Source organism: Klebsiella michiganensis (assembly GCF_015139575.1).
GTDB classification, from domain to species: domain Bacteria; phylum Pseudomonadota; class Gammaproteobacteria; order Enterobacterales; family Enterobacteriaceae; genus Klebsiella; species Klebsiella michiganensis.
Genome location: NZ_AP022547.1, coordinates 4,158,740 through 4,174,078 on the forward strand (window position 1 = coordinate 4,158,740; position 15,339 = coordinate 4,174,078).

The window sequence follows — 15,339 nt, forward strand, 5'->3', positions numbered from 1 at the left end:
TATCGCGTTCCACCAGAACGATTGGTGGGTCGTGCAGGATTCGAACCTGCGACCAATTGATTAAAAGTCAACTGCTCTACCAACTGAGCTAACGACCCGAGTGGTGGGTGATGACGGGATCGAACCGCCGACCCCCTCCTTGTAAGGGAGGTGCTCTCCCAGCTGAGCTAATCACCCGATACTGCGCTGGATACATCTTTTAACGGTGGGTCGTGCAGGATGACTCGGCTTCGCCTCGCCCTACGGGCCGTTGCTGACGCAACGTTATCCTTCACGTTTTACTATCGCGTTCCACCAGAACGATTGGTGGGTCGTGCAGGATTCGAACCTGCGACCAATTGATTAAAAGTCAACTGCTCTACCAACTGAGCTAACGACCCACTATTTTCGCCGCTTTGGGCTTGTTCGATATCCCTTGGCAACGGCGGCATATATTACTGATTTCAGAATTCAGCGCAACAACAATTTAGATAAAGATTGCTTAACTGCTTAGGATTCATGCGACAAGACCAGAAATGATGCGATTTCTGGTCATGCCATAATCATCCGAGTGCGTTAAGGCGTTTTTGCGCTTGTTTGGCCCCGTCGGTGCCAGGAAATTTACTGACCACCTGCTGGTAAACCGCCTTCGCTTTTGCGGTATCGCCTTTGTCCTGCATGATCACGCCGACTTTAAACATCGCGTCGGGCGCCTTCGGGGATTTAGGGTAGTTTTTCACCACGGAAGCGAAATAGTACGCCGCATCGTCCTTTTTACCCTTGTTGTAATTCAGCTGACCGAGCCAGTAGTTGGCGTTCGGCTGATACGTTGAATCGGGGTACTTTTTGACGAAGTTCTGGAAAGCCGCCATCGCATCGTCCTGGCGAGAGGGATCCTTCACCAGCGCGATAGCCGCGTTGTAATCGGTATTAGCATCACCGGTCTGCGCCGGGGCGCCTGACGAGGCCGCTGGCGCCGTCCCGCTAGCCGCAGCGCCCTGATCGCCCGCTGACGTCTGGGTTTGCGCTCCCGCTGCGCCGCCACCGCTGCTCAGACCGTCGATCTGCAGCAGGATCTGCTTCTGGCGCTCAACAACCTGATTCAGCTGATACTGGCTTTCCTGAATTTGACCGCGCAGGGAATCAATATCGGACTGATTATCGGAGAGTTGTTGCTGGAGTTGGGTTAAAAGCTGGCTGTGCGCATTGGAAATACGCTCGAGTTGAGTGACGCGGTCTTCGACCGAGCCTGAGCCGACACTACTGATTGGCGCCTGAGCAAAAGCGGCCCAGGGGGCCGCTATGCCAACCAGTAACGACAGACTCAATAGATGATGTCTGAAGTTACTGCTCATGCAATTCTCTTAGTAAACCAGTACGGCGCGACGGTTTTTGGCGTAAGCCGCTTCGTCGTGGCCCAGTACTGCAGGTTTTTCTTTACCGTAAGAAACGATGGAGATCTGGTCAGCAGAAACACCTTTGCCCTGCAGATACATCTTAACGGCGTTAGCACGACGCTCACCCAGAGCGATGTTGTATTCCGGCGTACCACGCTCATCCGCATGACCTTCTACGGTCACTTTGTAGGACGGGTTGCTGCGCAGGAAGTTTGCGTGCGCGTCCAGCATTGCAGCGAAGTCAGAACGGATATCGTATTTGTCCAGATCGAAGTAAACGATATTGTTCTGCTGCAGCTGTTGCATCTGCAGACGAGCCTGCTCTTCGGAAGACATGTTGCCGCCGTTAGCGTTACCGTCCATACCAGTGCCGGCACCCAGCATGCCTTCACCGCTCTGGTCGTTGCTGGCGTTCTTGTTAGAAGAACACGCCGCGATTGCCATAACCGGCAGAGCGATCAACAGCCCTTTCAGCACTTTGTTCAGTTGCATTTCTTTGATTCCTTTAATAATCAATTATTTATTATCACAGATACGGCGACCAGGCAGGTGATTTTACCTGTCCATCAGTTGCCGGAAGACGCGCTTTGAAACGCCCATCTGTAGAAACCAGATTCAGCACGGATCCCATCCCCTGAGAAGAGCTGTAGATTACCATAGTGCCGTTAGGTGCCAGACTTGGCGTTTCATCTAAAAACGTTGATGACAGAACCTGCACACCACCCGCTTCCAGATCTTGTTTGGCAATGTGCTGCTGACCACCGGCCGAGCTTACCATTACCATAGTTTTACCATCAGCGCTCACGTCAGCGTCCTGGTTTTGTGAACCTTCCCAGGTAATACGCTGCGGCGTGCCGCCATTAATATTGACTTTATACACCTGCGGACGACCGGCCTGGTCGGAAGTAAAGGCCAGGTTCTGGCTATCCGGGAACCAGCTTGGTTCGGTGTTATTGCTGCGACCGTTGGTCACCTGACGAATCTGGCCAGATCCCAGGTCCATCACGTACAGGTTCAGGCTACCGGTTTTCGACAGAGCGAAAGCCAGTTTGCTGCCGTCCGGCGAGAACGCCGGCGCGCCGTTATGCTGCGGGAACGAAGCAATCTGACGAACGGAGCCGTTAGCCAGCGTCTGCACAACCAGCGCAGAGCGTCCGCTTTCAAAGGTCACGTAGGCCAGCTTCGCGCCGTCCGGAGACCATGCCGGAGACATCAGCGGCTGAGTTGAACGGTGAACGAGGAACTGATTGTAGCCATCGTAGTCGGACACGCGCAGCTCGTACGGGAACTGGCCGCCGTTGGTCTGTACCACGTAGGCGATACGGGTACGGAAGGCGCCCTTAATACCGGTCAGCTTCTCAAATACGGCGTCGCTGGCAGCATGCGCGGCATAGCGCAGATACTGTTTCGTGACTTTAAAGGAGTTCTGCGCAAGCACGGTCCCTGGCGCGCCGCCGGTATCAACCAGCTGATACGCCACGTTGTAGGAACCGTCAGGGTTTTGCGTCACCTGACCAACCACGACGGCGTCAACGCCCAGCGCAGACCATGCCGCCGGCTGCACTTCCTGAGCGCTACCCGGCTGCTGAGGCAGACGAGAGCGATCGAGCGGATTAAACTTGCCGCTGTTGCGCAGGTCAGCCGCCACGATACCGCCCACATCTTCCGGCGCAGCACCCTGCCCCGCCCACTGGAACGGCACAACGCCGATTGGGCGTGCCGAGTCGACCCCTTGGGTAATCTCGATGCGTACTTCTGCGTGCAGCACTGCCGCCCACAGCATTAAAAAACCAAATGCTACTCGTAATGCCTGCTTCATCATATCTCCCTTATCCAGGCGAAAAGCCCACGATAATTTAGCAGAATGTTAACAAACTCAAATACACAAAACTACCAAAACCCTGGGCCTACCGACGTTTGTTTTCCCCGCATAAACGGGGAAAACTATCACTGAGGTTTGAAGTCCAGTGGCGCATTTTTGAATGTTTCATAAACAGCCTGCGACGGCGGTTTAGGGAACTTCGTCATCCGGCTCGTTGCCGCCAGCATTTGCTGACAGAACGCCGGATCGCCGCCTTCCGATTTCACACTTAACAGCGTTCCATCCTGAGCCAGATTCACACGTAAAGTACAGGTTTTCCCCTTGTAGGTATCCCAGTCATAGAGATGACCTTTAATCGCAGCCTGCACCTGTGAAATATAGCTGTTAATCTCAGCCTGGGATGCACCACCCTGCCCCTGCTTACTTCCTTTAGCAGGAGATGAACCCCCAGCGCTACCGCTGGTATTACCTTTCGGCGCATTCTTACCGGAGCTCAGGTCGCCGAGCAGATCGTCCACGCCGTTGGCCTCTTTGGCCGCAGCGGCTTTCTTCGCGGCTGCTGCCTTAGCGGCGGCGGCTTTCGCCGCTTTGTCTGCAGCGGCCTTCTCTGCTGCTGCAGCTTTGGCTGCCGCGGCTTTCTCGGCGGCGGCTTTTTCCGCTGCGGCGGCTTTCTCGGCTGCCGCTTTCTCAGCAGCGGCTTTCTGCGCAGCGGCTTTTTCTGCCGCTTTTTCGGCGGCAGCTTTTTCAGCAGCGGCCTGTTTCGCCGCTTCCTGCTGCGCTTTTTTCTCTGCCTGCTGCTGCGCTTTCTTCTCAGCTTCCTGCTGAGCTTTCTTCGCTGCATCCGCTTCGGCTTTCTTCTGCGCGTCCGCGGCCGCTTTCGCGGCTTCCGCTTCCGCCTGTTTCTTCGCATCCGCCGCCGCTTTCGCCGCAGCGGCTTCGGCTGCTTTCGCCTGCGCATCGGCCTTCGCTTTCGCGTCAGCGGCGGCTTTGGCGGCAGCTTCCTGCGCCTCTTTCGCCTGTGCGTCCGCTTTGGCTTTTGCCGCTGCGGCGGCTTTCGCCGCGGCTTCTTCCGCCTGTTTCTGCTGTTCTTTCGCCTCTTTAGCCGCTTCCTGCGCCTGTAGACGATCCTGTTCCAGCTGTTTCAGCCGTTCCTGCTCGGCGGCCTGTTTTTCACGTAGCTCTTCCGCCTGCTGCTGAGCCTGCTTTTCACGCTGCTCGGCGGCGCGGCGGGCGCTGGCCTGCTGCTGCTGTTGGCGGTCATAATTCTTCACAACCGCCCCCGGATCGACCATTACCGCATCGATAGAGGAACCTCCGCCACCCCCGGCAGAAGCATCCAGATGCTCGTCAAACGAACTCCAGATCAGCAGCGCTATCAATACGATGTGCAGCGCGACTGATACTATGATCGCTCGTTTAAGCTTGTCGTTTTGTTCGGTTGCCTTTGACACTATCGGTTCCCAAAAACTGTTCGCCTGTTCCCGTTATATGACGTCGGCCACGAGACGCTGTTGTCCCAAAGCCGACGTGCTGGCGGGCGTGCATATTGCGAGCGATTAGATCGGCTTGGTCATCAAGCCAACCGATTTAACCCCTGCGCTGTGCAACAGGTTAAGCGCTTTAATAATCTCATCGTATGGCACCTCTTTAGCACCGCCGATCAGGAACACCGTTTTCTCATTCGCCTCAAGTCGACGCCTGGCTTCCGCAATAACCTGTTCCGGCGGCAGCTGCGATAACGTTTCCGGGCCAACTTTCACGCTGTACTGCCCGACGCCGGAGACTTCAACGATCACCGGCGGCTCATCGTTGCTTTTCACCGCCTGCGACTCCGTTGCGTCCGGTAGGTCGACCTCTACGCTCTGCGTAATGATCGGCGCTGTCGCCATAAAGATCAGCAACAGCACCAACAGGACATCCAGCAGCGGAACGATGTTGATCTCGGACTTCAGTTCGCGACGTCCGCGTCCACGTGCTCTGGCCATGGCTTACCCCTTATTGCTTTCGCTGCTGGTAAACGCCTGACGGTGCAGAATGGCGGTGAACTCTTCCATAAAGTTGTCGTAGTTCAGCTCAAGTTTGTTCACGCGCTGGTTCAGACGGTTATAGGCCATAACCGCCGGGATAGCGGCAAAAAGACCAATTGCCGTCGCGATGAGCGCTTCTGCGATACCCGGCGCGACCATTTGCAGCGTCGCCTGTTTTACCGCGCCCAGCGCGATAAAGGCATGCATGATCCCCCATACGGTACCAAACAGACCGATATATGGGCTGATAGAACCCACCGTACCGAGGAACGGGATGTGGGTTTCCAGGGTTTCCAGCTCGCGGTTCATCGAAATACGCATGGCGCGCGACGCCCCTTCGACAATCGCTTCCGGCGCATGGCTGTTCGCACGATGCAGACGCGCAAACTCTTTGAAGCCGCTGTAGAAGATTTGTTCCGAACCGGTCAGATTATCGCGACGACCCTGGCTTTCCTGGTACAAACGAGAAAGCTCGATACCGGACCAGAACTTATCTTCAAACGCTTCGGCCTCACGTGACGCCGAATTGAGGATACGCGTTCTCTGAATAATGATGGCCCAGGAGGCGATGGAAAAACAAACTAAAATCAACATGATAAGTTTAACCAGAAGGCTCGCCTTCAGGAACAAATCAAGGATATTCATCTCAGTCACTGCTTAAACTCCGCGACAATAGACTTGGGAAGCGCACGAGGCTTCATTAAGAGTGGATCAACGCACACGATAAGAACCTCAGCTTCATTCAAAACGACGTTCTCGGCGTTGACGATTCGCTGCGTGAAAACCAGGGTAGCTCCTCGCATTGAGGTTATCTCCGTCTGGATTTCGAGCATGTCGTCGAGTCTGGCGGGCGCAAAATACTCCAGCGTCATTTTGCGAACCACAAAGGCAACTCGTTCAGCCAGCAAAACCTGTTGGCTGAAGTGATGATGGCGCAGCATCTCTGTGCGTGCTCTTTCATAGAAAGCGACGTAGCTGGCGTGGTAAACCACACCACCGGCGTCGGTGTCTTCGTAATAGACCCGAACCGGCCATCGAAACAGCGTTGTATTCACTTTACATCCCGGTAATGCAACAAAAGGTTAGTGCTTTCAAACTTCGCTACTATACGCGCGGGAATCGTGGTTTGGAATGGGGGAAAGTAAACGAGGAGTAAATTTTTATGGGCTTATGCAAGCCCATATGGTTAACAGAGATTTCTTATTCAAAAGAAGAAAAAGAACAGGCCCAAAACGAGCACAATATCAGCGATAAGCGGACAAAAAATTCCCTGCCAGTGAATGGCGCGCGGGCGGAAGCCCACGCCGTGGATAACGCCGGTACAAACCGCCCACATCAGCAGGAAGCCGTGCCAGATTTCCAGCTCGCTGGTTTTGGCCGCAAAGCGCGACGGATCCCAGAAGATGCAGCCCGCTAGCGCCAGCGCCATCAATAAGGAAAGCGCCCTTAACGGGCGCTTGTCCATTATCGCGTAAAGAGTCGCGATAATACTCATCAGTGTTCTTCTTTACCTGCTTTGGTGGCTTCCACGTGCTCAAGCGCCAGCGCGGTAATCACCCCAAAAGCACAGGCAAGAAGCGTTCCCAAAATCCATGCGAAATACCACATATATAGCTCCTTACCTTAGTACAGCGAGTGGGTGTTCTTTTCGATGTCTTCGCGAGTGATGCGACCGAACATTTTCCAGTAACACCAGGCGGTGTAGGCCAGAATAATCGGTACGAAGACAATCGCCACGTAAGTCATCAGGTTCAGCGTCAGCTGGCTGGAGGTCGCATCCCACATGGTCAGGCTCGCGTTCATCGCCGTGCTTGATGGCATAATGAACGGGAACATGGCGATACCGGCAGTCAGAATGATGCACGCCAGCGTCAGCGAGGAGAACAGAAACGCCCATGCGCCTTTATCCGCTTTTGTCGAGATGACGGTCAGCAGCGGCAGCGCCACGCCCAGAGCAGGAATCGCCCACAGCGCCGGCATGTTATTAAAGTTCACCATCCACGCGCCGGCTTCACGCGCGACTTCTTTGGTCAGCGGGTTAGACGGGCCGGTATGATCCATCACCGATTTCACCACATAACCGTCGATACCGTAGTAGACCCAAACGCCCGCCAGCGCGAAGCAGACCAGCGTCACCAGCGCCGCCACCGTAGACACGGAGCGGGTGCGCAGGTGCAGTTCACCCACGGTACGCATCTGCAGATAGGTCGCGCCCTGCGTCAGGATCATCGCCACGCTAACAATACCGGCCAGCAGGCCAAACGGATTCAGCAGCTGGAAGAAGTTACCGGTGTAGTACAGGCGCAGATATTCATCAACGTGGAACGGAACGCCCTGCAGCAGGTTGCCGAACGCCACGCCAATCACCAGCGGCGGCACGAAGCTGCCGACGAAGATGCCCCAGTCCCACATGTTACGCCAGCGGTTATCCTCAATCTTCGAGCGGTAGTCGAAACCCACCGGACGGAAGAATAAAGAGGCCAGCACCAGGATCATGGCCACATAGAAGCCGGAAAACGCGGCGGCGTAGACCATCGGCCAGGCGGCAAACAGCGCGCCGCCGGCGGTGATCAGCCACACCTGGTTTCCGTCCCAGTGCGGGGCAATGGCGTTAATCATAATTCGACGCTCGGTGTCGTTACGACCGAGGAAACGGGTGAGCATCCCCACCCCCATGTCGAAGCCATCGGCGACGGCAAAACCAATAAGCAAAATGCCGATCAGCAGCCACCAGATAAAACGCAATACTTCATAATCGATCATTTGACGACTCCTGTCTTAGCGTGCCGACTGAATAGCCGCAGAGGACTGTTCAAAGTGATAGCGACCGGTTTTCAGGCTGCTTGGTCCTTTGCGGGCAAACTTGAACATGAGGAACAGTTCAGCCACCAGGAACAGCGTGTACAGGCCACAAATCAGCACCATAGAGAAGATCAGGTCGCCCGCGGTCAGCGACGAGTTCGCGACGGCCGTCGGCAGCACCTCACCAATAGCCCACGGCTGACGGCCATATTCGGCGACAAACCAGCCCGATTCAACGGCAATCCACGGCAGCGGCAGGCCATAGAACGCGGCGCGCAGCAGCCATTTTTTCTCACCGATGCGGTTGCGAATCACGCTCCAGAAGGAGGCGCCGATAATCAACAGCATCAGCACGCCGCACGCTACCATGATACGGAAGGCGAAGTAGAGCGGCGCCACGGCAGGAATAGAGTCCTTGGTCGCCAGAGCAATCTGCTCTTCCGTCGCGTCAGAGACGTTGTCGGTATAGCGTTTCAGCAGCAGACCGTAGCCCAGATCTTTCTTCACGTCGTTAAAGCGATCGCGCACGGCCTGGTCGGTTGAACCGGCACGCAGCTGTTCCAGCAGCGCGTAAGCTTTCATCCCGTTACGGATACGCTCTTCGTGCTGAACCATGAGGTCTTTCAGGCCGGTAACCTGTTTATCCACGGAGCGAGTCGCAATGATGCCCAGCGCGTAAGGAATTTGAATCGCGAAGCGGTTCTCCTGCGCCTTCTGATCGGGAATACCAAACAGGGTAAAGGCCGCCGGAGCAGGCTGAGTTTCCCATTCAGCTTCGATAGCCGCCAGTTTGGTTTTCTGCACGTCGCCCATTTCGTAGCCGGATTCATCACCGAGAACGATAACGGAGAGAATCGCCGCCATACCGAAGCTTGCTGCGATAGCGAAGGAGCGCTTGGCAAAAGCGAAGTCGCGGCCTTTGAGCATATACCAGGAGCTGATGGCAAGAATGAACATCGCGCCGGTCACGTAGCCTGACGCCACGGTATGAACGAACTTAACCTGAGCAACCGGGTTCAGGACCAGCTCTGAGAAGCTGACCATCTCCATACGCATGGTTTCAAAGTTGAAGTCCGACGCAATCGGGTTCTGCATCCAGCCGTTAGCGACGAGGATCCACAGCGCCGACAGGTTGGAGCCCAGCGCCACCAGCCAGGTCACGGCCATGTGCTGAACTTTGCCCAGACGATCCCAACCGAAGAAGAACAGACCGACAAAGGTAGATTCGAGGAAGAAGGCCATCAAACCTTCAATGGCCAGCGGCGCACCGAAGATATCGCCCACATAGTGAGAGTAGTAAGACCAGTTAGTCCCGAACTGGAACTCCATGGTCAGACCGGTTGCCACACCCAGCGCGAAGTTGATACCAAACAACTTGCCCCAGAACTTGGTCATATCTTTATAAATCTGTTTGCCGGAAAGGACGTAGACCGTTTCCATGATGGCCAGCAGGAACGCCATACCTAGCGTCAGCGGCACAAACAGGAAGTGGTACATCGCGGTCAAGGCAAACTGTAAGCGCGACAGTTCGACTATATCTAACATCATGACTCCTTGCTCATCGCATGAAGACTCCGAGAGTGAACCCCGTTAGAAAGGGTCACACGCATGCCCCAATACAAATTTATTTGCTTCTTCTCGTCACGCCCGTTTTCTCATGCAAGAAAACGATAGTAATGAGAAGTTACAAACATGTTAACAAAACACCCAAATTGATCCCGTGATTATATTACGCTGCAAAACCCTTACAATAAATAGGTTTTTATTGTGATAAATTTGCAGTTTTCGACAGCGATCAATTTATAGCGAAAATACCAGATTTCGGTCAATTTGATCCGCGACAATTTAACTCCATTTCGCGACCTTTTCCAAGTTTTAAACATTGATTTAAATCAATTTTCATTTTAAATGTTAATTATGTATACCGTGTACCGTACAGGTAAACACTAGGTTAACAATATGTTTTTCAAGAGTATCAACGGTTACTGAAAATGATAGTCCATTTATTTCGCCGCGGAGGGGAATTTAATGGGATGAGCGCTGGGCGCATTAATCCGGGCATCAGCTGACAATGTCGTGTAGCTCACAGATTTTTTTTATCAAGTTAATGCCCTAAATTTTTTTGCTTATTACATTTATCATTGCGTTTACTTTCAATTAACACAGATGCGTAACTATCTCATTATCAAGTAAATGCGGCGTACATTCTCTTTCTCGTCGTTTTGTGACGCAACGCACCCTGCTCTTTATGCAGCAGACTTTCCCCCTGCGCTTTTATCCCCCCCGGACAGCAGCTCTCCTGCCCCACTCCGCCATTCAACAAAAATGAAATATTAAATAAACAAATCACCATTTTATATCTTTAATCTAACAAATTCGCCGTGACGCATATAAAAAACAGCACATAAATTCCGTTACTATGCTCACAGAAAAATTTAAAGAATTGTATTTACCGCTTATTATCAAGGCAAAATAAACGCAAAATATAAAATAAGACCTTGCTCACAAACATCGCAATCTATTTATTAAAAAGATCTGAACAGAAATAACACCAGACAATAAAAAAACTAACAACATCATGATACAAAAGGATTTTTTAAAGAAAAATCAAAAACAAGACTTTTTTGAAAGATATTCTGAAAATAGATCAATTGCTTCCCCCCTTCGAACCACAGACACTCCAGCCCTATTAACAGGCGGCCATCATCAACGCTGCAAATATTAGAAAGTCGTTTTTATTTTTATACCATCAGCCTTACAGAGGATTACCCATGAAGAAATCAACACTTGTTATTGGCGTCATTGGTGCTGACTGCCATGCAGTAGGCAACAAAGTCCTGGACCGCGTTTTTACTGCCCATGATTTTCGCGTAATCAATCTGGGGGTGATGGTCAGTCAGGATGAATATATCGATGCCGCTATCGAAACCGGCGCGGACGCCATCGTTGTCTCGTCTATTTACGGCCACGGCGATATCGACTGCCTGGGACTGCGCGAACGCTGCATCGAACGGGGTATCGGCGATATTCTTCTTTACGTTGGCGGCAACCTGGTGGTCGGTAAGCATGATTTTGCCGACGTCGAGGCCAAATTCAAAGAGATGGGCTTCAATCGCGTCTTTGCCCCAAGCCACGATCTGGAAGACGTCTGCAGGCTGATGGCGAACGATATCAACCAGCGCCACGGCGTTGAACAGCAGTGTCTGGAAGAGGCTATCTGATGCAAACCGTCTCTGTCGATATCGGCTCGACGTGGACCAAAGCGGCCCTCTTCGCACAGGAGGGGGATGAGCTGACGCTGGTAAACCACGTTCTGACCCCGACCACTACCCATCACCTGGCGGAAGGCTTTTTTGCCAGCCTGAACCGGGTGCTTAACGTTGCCGATGCGCGCCCGTTGCTGCACCGCGGTGACGTCACGCTGAAATACTCTTCATCGGCAAAAGGCGGTCTTGCCGTTGCCGCGATGGGTCTGGTGCCGTCCATCACCCTGGAATCAGCAAAAGTCACCGCCCACTCGGCGGGGGCCAAAATCGCCCAATACTACGCCTACAAACTCAACCGCCACGATATCCAGGCGCTGGAAGCCACGCCGCCGGATATCCTGCTGTTTACCGGCGGAACCGACGGCGGCGAGGAGAGCTACGGCCTGGCCAACGCCCATGCGCTGGCGGAGTCAACGCTCGACTGCGCCATTATCTATGCCGGAAACCGGGATATTCAGGACGAGGTTCAGGCCATCCTTGGCCACAAAGATTTGACCACGGTAGACAACATTCTGCCCGATCTCGATCACCCTAATCCCTACGCTGCCCGCAAGGCGATTTGCGATGTCTTCTTATCCCGAATCGTCAAAGGTAAAGGGCTGGACGTGATTGTCGCGGAAACCGGCGAAGAGCCGATGCCAACGCCGTGGACCGTCTACGAGCTGGTAAAAACCATCAGCCATTACGACAGCGCGTGGAAAGAGTTCATGCTGATCGATATGGGCGGCGCCACCACCGACGTCTACTCCGCCAGCGCCAACACGCTCTCTCCGGATACCGTTCTGCACGGGGTTCCGGAACCGTTTGTTAAACGTACGGTGGAAGGCGATCTCGGCATGCGCGTTTCAGCTGTCGTGGTCGGTGAAAGTACTCAGGAGCTGGTGAACGTGGTGTTTGCCCACCAGCCGCAGCATCAGGAGGCCTTTTACCGCTACCTGCGCCATCTGGTCGCTCAGCCGGATTATCTGCCGCTCAACGAGGAAGAAAAATATTTCGACACCGTGCTGGCCGGGCTGTGCGTCGGCTACGCCAGCGAACGCCACGCGGGCACCAAAAAGCAGGTCTGCACCTGCGTGGGCAACGTCGATTTACAGATGGGCCGCGATCTGACCCCCGTGCGTAAAGTCGTCGGTTCCGGTGGATGGCTCTCCCGCGCCAGCGGCTTCGACATCCACCGCTGGCTGAAATACCGCGAACTGGATGACGACGGCAGACGCATTCTTCTGCCAACCCGGTTTGATTATTACCGCGATGCAAAAGGCCTGCTTCCGCTGCTGGCAAACGTTGCCAGGCTCTACCCCGAGCTCGCCGCTCGCACCAGCATTCACTGTTTAACCCTATAAATGAAGGCAGCTACGAATGGAACTTCGAAATAAAAAATTAACCCACGACGAATTCATGACCGAGCGGCATCAGGTATTGCAGACCTGGCATACCGGCAAGGACGTTGAGCACTTCGAAGATGGCGTGAAGTACCAGCAAACCATTCCTGAGAAAAAACGCTTTTCTCACGCTCTGCTTAAGGCCGACCAGGAGGGTAAAACCCTGAGCCAGCCGCGCGCGGGCGTGGCGCTGATGGATGAACATATTGCGCTGCTTAAAACCCTGCAGGAAGAGTGCGATCTGCTGCCCAGCACCATCGATGCCTATACCCGCCTCAACCGTTACGAAGAAGCGGCGGTCGGCATACAGAAATCCATCGAGGCGGGAACCTCCAAACTGAATGGTTTGCCGGTGGTTAACCACGGCGTCGCCGCCTGCCGCCGGATGACCGAAGCGCTGGAAAAACCGGTCCAGGTACGTCACGGTACGCCAGACGCGCGCCTGCTGGCGGAAATCTCCATGGCCAGCGGCTTTACCAGCTACGAAGGCGGCGGTATCTCCTACAACATTCCCTACGCCAAGCGCGTCACCCTGGAGAAGTCGATTCGCGACTGGCAGTACTGCGACCGCCTGATGGGCCTGTATGAAGAACACGGCATTCGTATTAACCGCGAACCGTTCGGCCCTCTGACCGGCACCCTGATCCCACCGTTTATGTCCCACGCGGTGGCCATTATCGAAGGTCTGCTGGCGCTGGAACAGGGCGTCAAGTCAATCACCGTCGGCTACGGCCAGGTCGGCAGCCTCACCCAGGACATCGCGGCGATTAAATCTCTTCGCGAACTCTCCCACGAATACTTTGGCAATTACGGATTCGACGATTATGAGCTGAGTACCGTCTTCCACCAGTGGATGGGCGGCTTTCCGGAAGATGAATCAAAAGCCTTTGCCATTATCTCCTGGGGCGCGGCGGTAGCCGGGATGTCCGGCGCCACCAAAGTGATCACCAAGAGCCCGCATGAAGCGTTCGGTATTCCCACCGCGGCGGCCAACGCGCAGGGGCTGAGGGCATCCCGCCAGATGCTCAATATGGTCAGCGATCAGAAGTTCCCGCCCTGCGCCGCGGTTGAGCAGGAAGTGGAGCTGATAAAAAGCGAGGTTCGCGCAGTGCTGAAGAAAGTGTTCGAGCTGGGCAACGGCGACATCGCCCGCGGTACGGTGCTGGCCTTTGAAGCGGGCGTCCTGGACGTGCCTTTTGCCCCCGCATCCTGCAACGCGGGCAAAATTTTGCCGGTCCGCGACAATGCCGGCGCCATTCGCGTGCTTGAAGCCGGCGCGGTTCCGCTGCCGAAGGACATCCTCGCCCTGCACCACGATTACGTCGCTGAACGTGCGCATTTTGAAGGACGCAAACCCTCATTCCAGATGGTTGTTGATGACATCAACGCGGTATCCCACAGTAAATTAATAGGAAGACCATAATGAAAATTAAACAGGCCCTTTTCACCGCTGGCTACTCTTCATTCTATTTTGACGATCAGCAGGCGATTAAAAACGGCGCGGGTCATGATGGGTTCATTTATACCGGTGCTCCGGTAACGCCAGGCTTCACCTCGGTACGCCAGGCGGGTGAATGCGTATCCGTCCAGCTGATTCTGGAAAACGGCGCGGTGGCGGTCGGTGACTGTGCCGCCGTACAGTACTCCGGCGCGGGCGGCCGCGACCCGCTGTTCCTGGCGGAGAACTTTATCCCGTTCCTCAACGATCATATCAAACCGCTGCTGGAGGGCCGCGATGTCGATACCTTCCTGCCGAACGCCCGCTTCTTCGACAAGCTGCGCATCGACGGTCATCTGCTGCATACCGCCGTCCGCTACGGTCTTTCCCAGGCGCTGCTCGACGCCACCGCGCTGGCCAGCGGCCGCCTGAAGGCGGAGGTAGTTTGCGACGAATGGCAGCTGCCCTGCATACCGGAAGCGATTCCGTTATTTGGTCAGAGCGGCGACGACCGCTACATCGCCGTGGACAAAATGATCCTCAAAGGCGTTGACGTCCTGCCGCATGCGCTCATTAACAACGTCGAAGAGAAGCTGGGTCTGAAAGGGGAAAAACTGCGTGAGTATGTCCGCTGGCTGTCCGACCGCATCTTAAGCCTGCGCACCAGCCCCCGCTATCGCCCCACGCTGCATATCGACGTGTACGGCACCATCGGCCTGATTTTCGATATGGATCCGGTTCGCTGCGCCGACTATATCGCCAGCCTGGAGCAAGAGGCGCAGGGCCTGCCGCTCTACATAGAAGGCCCGGTGGATGCGGGTAATAAACCGGACCAGATCCGTATGCTCACGGCCATTACCAAAGAGCTGACCCGCCTCGGTTCCGGCGTAAAAATTGTCGCCGACGAGTGGTGTAACACCTACCAGGACATCGTTGACTTTACCGATGCCGGCAGCTGCCACATGGTGCAGATCAAAACCCCGGATCTCGGCGGCATTCATAACATCGTGGACGCAGTGCTGTACTGCAACAAACACGCGATGGAAGCCTATCAGGGCGGTACCTGTAACGAAACCGAGATCAGCGCCCGCACCTGCGTTCACGTCGCGCTGGCCGCGCGTCCGATGCGCATGTTGATCAAGCCGGGCATGGGCTTCGACGAAGGTCTTAACATCGTGTTTAACGAAATGAACCGCACCATCGCGCTGTTGCAGACTAAGGATTAA

General features: G+C 54.6%; 15 protein-coding genes and 3 tRNA genes. 4 read left to right on the forward strand and 14 right to left on the reverse strand.

The features are described from left to right. Window positions 1-22: 22 nt before the first annotated feature. The 14 genes from JLG71_RS19610 to cydA all read right to left on the reverse strand — a co-directional run bounded on the left by JLG71_RS19610 (window position 23) and on the right by cydA (window position 9,572). Window positions 23-98, reverse strand: a tRNA-Lys gene (locus tag JLG71_RS19610). Window positions 99-101: 3 nt separating this feature from the next. Next, window positions 102-177, reverse strand: a tRNA-Val gene (locus tag JLG71_RS19615). A 127-nt stretch (window positions 178-304) separates the two neighbouring features. After that, a tRNA-Lys gene (locus tag JLG71_RS19620) sits at window positions 305-380 on the reverse strand. A 162-nt stretch (window positions 381-542) separates the two neighbouring features. Continuing rightward, on the reverse strand, window positions 543-1,334 hold the full coding sequence (cpoB, locus tag JLG71_RS19625; RefSeq protein ID WP_004848965.1) for a cell division protein CpoB: 792 nt from the start codon (window positions 1,332-1,334) through the stop codon (window positions 543-545). Between the two features lie 9 nt (window positions 1,335-1,343). After that, on the reverse strand, window positions 1,344-1,868 hold the full coding sequence (gene pal / locus JLG71_RS19630) for a peptidoglycan-associated lipoprotein Pal (protein WP_004100337.1): 525 nt from the start codon (window positions 1,866-1,868) through the stop codon (window positions 1,344-1,346). A gap of 34 nt (window positions 1,869-1,902) precedes the next feature. Then, the gene (tolB, locus tag JLG71_RS19635; RefSeq protein ID WP_004133400.1) at window positions 1,903-3,195 is read right to left on the reverse strand and encodes a Tol-Pal system beta propeller repeat protein TolB; all 1,293 of its coding nucleotides are present in this window, start codon (window positions 3,193-3,195) and stop codon (window positions 1,903-1,905) included. A gap of 128 nt (window positions 3,196-3,323) precedes the next feature. Next, window positions 3,324-4,649 carry a cell envelope integrity protein TolA gene (gene tolA, locus JLG71_RS19640; RefSeq protein WP_038424229.1) on the reverse strand — a complete coding sequence of 442 codons (1,326 nt, stop codon included), beginning with the start codon at window positions 4,647-4,649 and terminating at the stop codon, window positions 3,324-3,326. A 105-nt stretch (window positions 4,650-4,754) separates the two neighbouring features. Further along, on the reverse strand, window positions 4,755-5,183 hold the full coding sequence (gene tolR / locus JLG71_RS19645) for a colicin uptake protein TolR (protein ID WP_004130580.1): 429 nt from the start codon (window positions 5,181-5,183) through the stop codon (window positions 4,755-4,757). A 3-nt stretch (window positions 5,184-5,186) separates the two neighbouring features. Then, window positions 5,187-5,879 (reverse strand): Tol-Pal system protein TolQ, encoded by a 693-nt coding sequence (gene tolQ, locus JLG71_RS19650; protein ID WP_014228456.1) that lies wholly within the window; start codon window positions 5,877-5,879, stop codon window positions 5,187-5,189. Then, on the reverse strand, window positions 5,876-6,280 hold the full coding sequence (gene ybgC, locus JLG71_RS19655) for a tol-pal system-associated acyl-CoA thioesterase (protein WP_004100330.1): 405 nt from the start codon (window positions 6,278-6,280) through the stop codon (window positions 5,876-5,878). The genes tolQ and ybgC overlap by 4 nt, the downstream gene beginning before the upstream one ends. Before the next feature lie 149 nt (window positions 6,281-6,429). Continuing rightward, complete coding sequence (ybgE, locus tag JLG71_RS19660) at window positions 6,430-6,720, reverse strand: cyd operon protein YbgE (RefSeq protein WP_004100327.1); 291 nt, start codon at window positions 6,718-6,720, stop codon at window positions 6,430-6,432. After that, window positions 6,720-6,833: a cytochrome bd-I oxidase subunit CydX gene (gene cydX, locus JLG71_RS19665; protein WP_004100325.1), complete on the reverse strand. Its 114-nt coding sequence runs from the start codon at window positions 6,831-6,833 to the stop codon at window positions 6,720-6,722. Before cydX ends, ybgE begins: the two co-directional genes overlap by 1 nt. Window positions 6,834-6,848: 15 nt before the next feature. Then, window positions 6,849-7,988, reverse strand: coding sequence for a cytochrome d ubiquinol oxidase subunit II (cydB, locus tag JLG71_RS19670; protein ID WP_004848954.1), 1,140 nt, complete (start codon window positions 7,986-7,988; stop codon window positions 6,849-6,851). A gap of 15 nt (window positions 7,989-8,003) precedes the next feature. Continuing rightward, window positions 8,004-9,572 (reverse strand): cytochrome ubiquinol oxidase subunit I, encoded by a 1,569-nt coding sequence (gene cydA, locus JLG71_RS19675; RefSeq protein WP_004130574.1) that lies wholly within the window; start codon window positions 9,570-9,572, stop codon window positions 8,004-8,006. A gap of 1,226 nt (window positions 9,573-10,798) precedes the next feature. On the opposite strand from cydA, the gene glmS reads away from it, so the two are divergent. From glmS to JLG71_RS19695, 4 genes are read left to right on the forward strand one after another with little or no spacing between them, the layout of a single operon-like run. Further along, a complete protein-coding gene (gene glmS, locus JLG71_RS19680) occupies window positions 10,799-11,248 on the forward strand; it encodes a methylaspartate mutase subunit S (RefSeq protein ID WP_004848951.1) in 450 nt (149 codons plus the stop codon). Then, the gene (gene glmL, locus JLG71_RS19685; protein WP_032748772.1) at window positions 11,248-12,636 is read left to right on the forward strand and encodes a methylaspartate mutase accessory protein GlmL; all 1,389 of its coding nucleotides are present in this window, start codon (window positions 11,248-11,250) and stop codon (window positions 12,634-12,636) included. Before glmS ends, glmL begins: the two co-directional genes overlap by 1 nt. Before the next feature lie 16 nt (window positions 12,637-12,652). Continuing rightward, window positions 12,653-14,098, forward strand: a complete 1,446-nt coding sequence (locus JLG71_RS19690) for a methylaspartate mutase subunit E (RefSeq protein ID WP_004848945.1) — start codon at window positions 12,653-12,655, stop codon at window positions 14,096-14,098. Continuing rightward, window positions 14,098-15,339, forward strand: coding sequence for a methylaspartate ammonia-lyase (locus JLG71_RS19695; protein WP_025108135.1), 1,242 nt, complete (start codon window positions 14,098-14,100; stop codon window positions 15,337-15,339). Before JLG71_RS19690 ends, JLG71_RS19695 begins: the two co-directional genes overlap by 1 nt.